Source organism: Marinibactrum halimedae, assembly GCF_021234875.1.
Taxonomy (GTDB): Bacteria; Pseudomonadota; Gammaproteobacteria; order Pseudomonadales; family Cellvibrionaceae; genus Marinibactrum; species Marinibactrum halimedae.
Genome location: NZ_JAJQVM010000070.1, coordinates 1 through 3,625, shown reverse-complemented (window position 1 = coordinate 3,625; position 3,625 = coordinate 1). Strand labels below are relative to the sequence as shown.

At 41.8% G+C, this 3,625-nt stretch carries 3 protein-coding genes and 2 pseudogenes; all 5 read left to right on the top strand.

Annotated features, from left to right (window positions below; translation table 11 throughout):
• Positions 1-263 precede the first annotated feature (263 nt).
• Entirely contained in the window at positions 264-833 is a 570-nt protein-coding gene (locus tag LU351_RS20070; RefSeq protein ID WP_332840168.1) for an HNH endonuclease, read from the top strand.
• Positions 809-1,291 carry a DUF4265 domain-containing protein gene (locus LU351_RS20065; RefSeq protein WP_232595869.1) on the top strand — a complete coding sequence of 161 codons (483 nt, stop codon included), beginning with the start codon at positions 809-811 and terminating at the stop codon, positions 1,289-1,291. The genes LU351_RS20070 and LU351_RS20065 overlap by 25 nt, the downstream gene beginning before the upstream one ends.
• A 98-nt stretch (positions 1,292-1,389) precedes the next feature.
• Positions 1,390-1,653, top strand: a complete 264-nt coding sequence (locus LU351_RS20060) for a hypothetical protein (protein WP_232595868.1) — start codon at positions 1,390-1,392, stop codon at positions 1,651-1,653.
• A gap of 206 nt (positions 1,654-1,859) precedes the next feature.
• Positions 1,860-2,630, top strand: a pseudogene (locus LU351_RS20055) (RHS repeat-associated core domain-containing protein); the annotation flags it as partial.
• Positions 2,631-3,110: 480 nt separating this feature from the next.
• Positions 3,111-3,503, top strand: a pseudogene (tnpA, locus tag LU351_RS20050) (IS200/IS605 family transposase); the annotation flags it as partial.
• Positions 3,504-3,625: the final 122 nt, after the last annotated feature.

Genomic DNA, 3,625 nt, shown 5'->3' with positions numbered 1-3,625 from the left:
GATCGAATGGACTTTATCCCGGATGGTTACAGCGTGGTTGAAGCGTGGGATCGCATCGATGATCTTCAGGAAATCGTGAGAAAAATACGGAGTGAATACGATGACTTAGTGGTGCCTTGGTAAGGCCCAAGGGGCGCTAGCGCGCCCCTAATTTATAGAAAAAAGTGCGTCGGAAAATTTTTTTGTTTAGACTGCGCTGATACCGGCGAAAAATGCAGTTAAGTGTCTGAAAGCACTAGGAAAAAAGGGATTGTGGGTATGATCTGCATGTAGGGGGATGTTTCCTGCAAGTAGACCCGATTGGGTATGAAGATCAGATGAATCTTTATGCTTATGTTGGGAATGATCCGCTTACCAATAATGATCCAACGGGAAAATACATACAGGTCGCCGCTGGTATTTGTGCAGTAAGCCCTGCTTGTCGTAAAGCTGTTGGTAATGCAGCATCAGCGATTGTTGGCGCACTTCTTGGTGTTGCCGCTGTAGAAAGCACTGAGGATTCAGATACATCAAGTGATGAACCTAAAACCTCAGATAGAGAACCTGGCTCAGATGGTAAGAAGGGGTCAACTGGTGGGCCTGGTGCAGGAAAAAGATTTAAACCAGAAAAACCGGAAGTAAAGGAGTCTAAAGAGGGTGTTCCATGTCGTTATTGCGGTACTAAAACTACTAACGAGCAAGGTAAACCAAACTCAAGGGAGAGGGATCATATTGACCCTAAAAGCCGTGGTGGGAATAACACTCCTGAAAATGAAGGAGATTCTTGCAGGACTTGTAATAGGTCTAAAGGAGCAAGAAATCCCGATGAGTGGCAGCCGAAGCAGAAGCAATAGAGGACAGTTTAATGGCCAGAGTAAAAATATCTTTTCCTATTTCTAGCGAGTATGGGGCTGTTGAGCGAATGTTTGCTCAACATACAGCTGATAATAGGTATGTACTGGATAATTCTCCCTTCTATGCTTTTGATATTAGCTTTTGCGATGAATTTTTTGTTAAGGAAGTCAATGGTGAAAAAGTATTTTCTGGTTTGGCTTCCAGGGGAGGTCATTCGACTTATCGAATAAAACTTCCGAAAAATAAAGATCATGAATACTTTTTAAATTATTGGGAGCCATTAAAGGAGTTGGGGTGTAGTTTTGAAGGTTCGTCAGCGAATGAGAGGCGCCTCTATTCAATAGATATGCCTCCCGATGTTAATGTTCATAAAGCATATCAAGTAATGGAGTCACTCGAAGATGAAGGCATTTGGGAATTTGAGGAGGGGCATTATTATTCTGCTTCTATGCAATAGCATAGTAATAATCGAGAGCACCCTTGTGTCTTCTGCTGCTTTAGTTGATGGGGCTGTTACTGGGTCTATGAACAATGGGTCCTTTTCTGAGGAGATACGTGAAAATATTAAAAGAAATAATATTATGGAAAAAAAATACAGATGGTTCGGTCACTCGTTATTTTTGTTTTCAGGATTTAGAATTAGATAAATACTGTGTTCAAAATGCAGATTTTTATCACTCCCCTGTAAATGAGAATGATATTTCTCAGCTTGATCAGCAGGCAATTGAATTAATTTTAGAAGAATCACCAGAGTATAGGTGTGATTGGTTTGATTCAATAAATGAGGCTGTCAAAGCTCATGACTCTGAATTTGAATGAGTAAAATAAACTATAAAAATAAAAAAGCGGCAAGGCATCTCCCTTAGCCGCTTTTTTATTTAAACTAACTTATTAGCAAAAGCCCGTTTAGCATTGTGCTTTAAAATCAGGCTTTCCAATAACTCTTTAGCTATCCACCAAGGCTCCATCATCGCCGAAGTGGATCGCCAAGGCGTCATTAACGCCATCATACCTACAATGAATTTGGTGTGCCCAGTGGCTTAAATGAAGGACGATTTGGCTACACCGGACAGTTAAATCTGCCGGGGCTGGAGTTGCAGTATTACAAAGCAAGAATATACTACCCAAGCCTTGGTAGGTTTCTGCAAGTAGATCCGATTGGGTATGAAGATCAGATGAATCTTTATGCTTATGTTGGGAATGATCCTGTGAATATGGTTGATCCGACAGGGGAATTTGCCTGGCTTGCTGGAATGGCCATAGGTGGAGTGCTAGATGTGGCTGCTCAAGGTGTAGCTATAGCAGCGGGAGCGCAAGATGGTTTTAGTGTGCAATCTGTAGTCGCTTCTGGCATCGCTGGTGCTGTTGGTGCGGGCATGGCTGCTAATGTAGCAAAACTGGGCTTGGGTGTGAAAACTGCTATAGCAGCTAATGTTGCTACTGATGCTACTGCTAGTGCTACAGGTACCTTGCTATCAGGTAAAGAAGTGACCCTTAAGGGGGTGGCTATAGATGTCGCTCTAGGACAAAGTGTGGGCAAGGTGGCTGGTGATGCTGCGGCGAGCGCTACAAATAAATCGTCTGGTCAGAAAGTTTTAACTAAAGAGGCCAGTAGAAAAACTAGGATCGCTAACAAGCCTGGCGCTAGAAAAGCTCAAGTGCAGAACGCTGCAAATGCAAGAGCTGCCGCTGCCGATCTTCCTGGAGAGACTTCAGCTTCAGCAGGTGTTGCAGGTTCTACAATAGGCTCTAAAGCAGTGAGCACTGCGGAGTGTACAAGTCAAGGGGAATGTTAACGATATGGTGTCTGAAAATGTTTGGGTAGAATTAAATAGGCATAGTAGGGTCGTAATTACTGGTTGTTTTCTGTTTTTTTTATTGTGTTGGAATAATGATATTGATTTAGCTGTCTTAGCGACTTCTTTTATTATTTCTACCTATGCGAATTCAATGCTAACTTTTTATAGCTTTGAGCATACATTTGGCAGAAAAAAAATAATTATTTTTACAGAATTTTTTGTTCTTGTATGTGCAAATTTATTTTATGCATACAGTGTTGAATGGAATTTTATTGTGTACAGTTTTGTATTGATTATTCCTATACTCGGTGGGATTTTGTTTTATTTTCTTCGAAGAAGGTCAGAATGATCGATGTAAATAATTAAATCTTGGTAAACCACCGCCTCTGGCGGTGAGACACGAAAAGGCTCTGCCATAACGGCGTGCAGAGTAGAAAATGGCCCCCTTTGAACCGGCAAGTTCTAGAGGAGGCCATTATGAGAGACTGGCAAAGCCAAGCTCACGTTAAACATTATTGCAAATATCATGTTGTATTTGTGCCGAAATATAGGAAGAAGTGGATTTACGGGACTCTAAGGAGAGATATCGGAGGTATTCTTCGTGAATTATGTCGTCAGCAGGGCATTGAGTTAGTTGAAGGGTATGCGATGAAGGACCATATTCATATGCTGCTGATGATTCCTCCAAAATTCAGTGTTGCGAACACGATAGGTTTTTTAAAGGGCAAATCTGCGATTCGAATATTCAGGGACTATTTGCAGGTGAGGCGGAATTTTACGGGACGCCATTTCTGGGCGAGAGGGTATTGTGTGAGCACTGTTGGATTAGATGAGCAGATGATCCGGGAATACATTAGGAATCAAGAACGAGGCTGTTCAAAATTCTGTGTCATGCGAAGCAGATTGGCTTCGCTTGATTGCTACGAATTTTATGCGAGTCAAGCTCGCACAAAATATCGCAGCGACATTTTAGCATTACAGATCTAAAAATC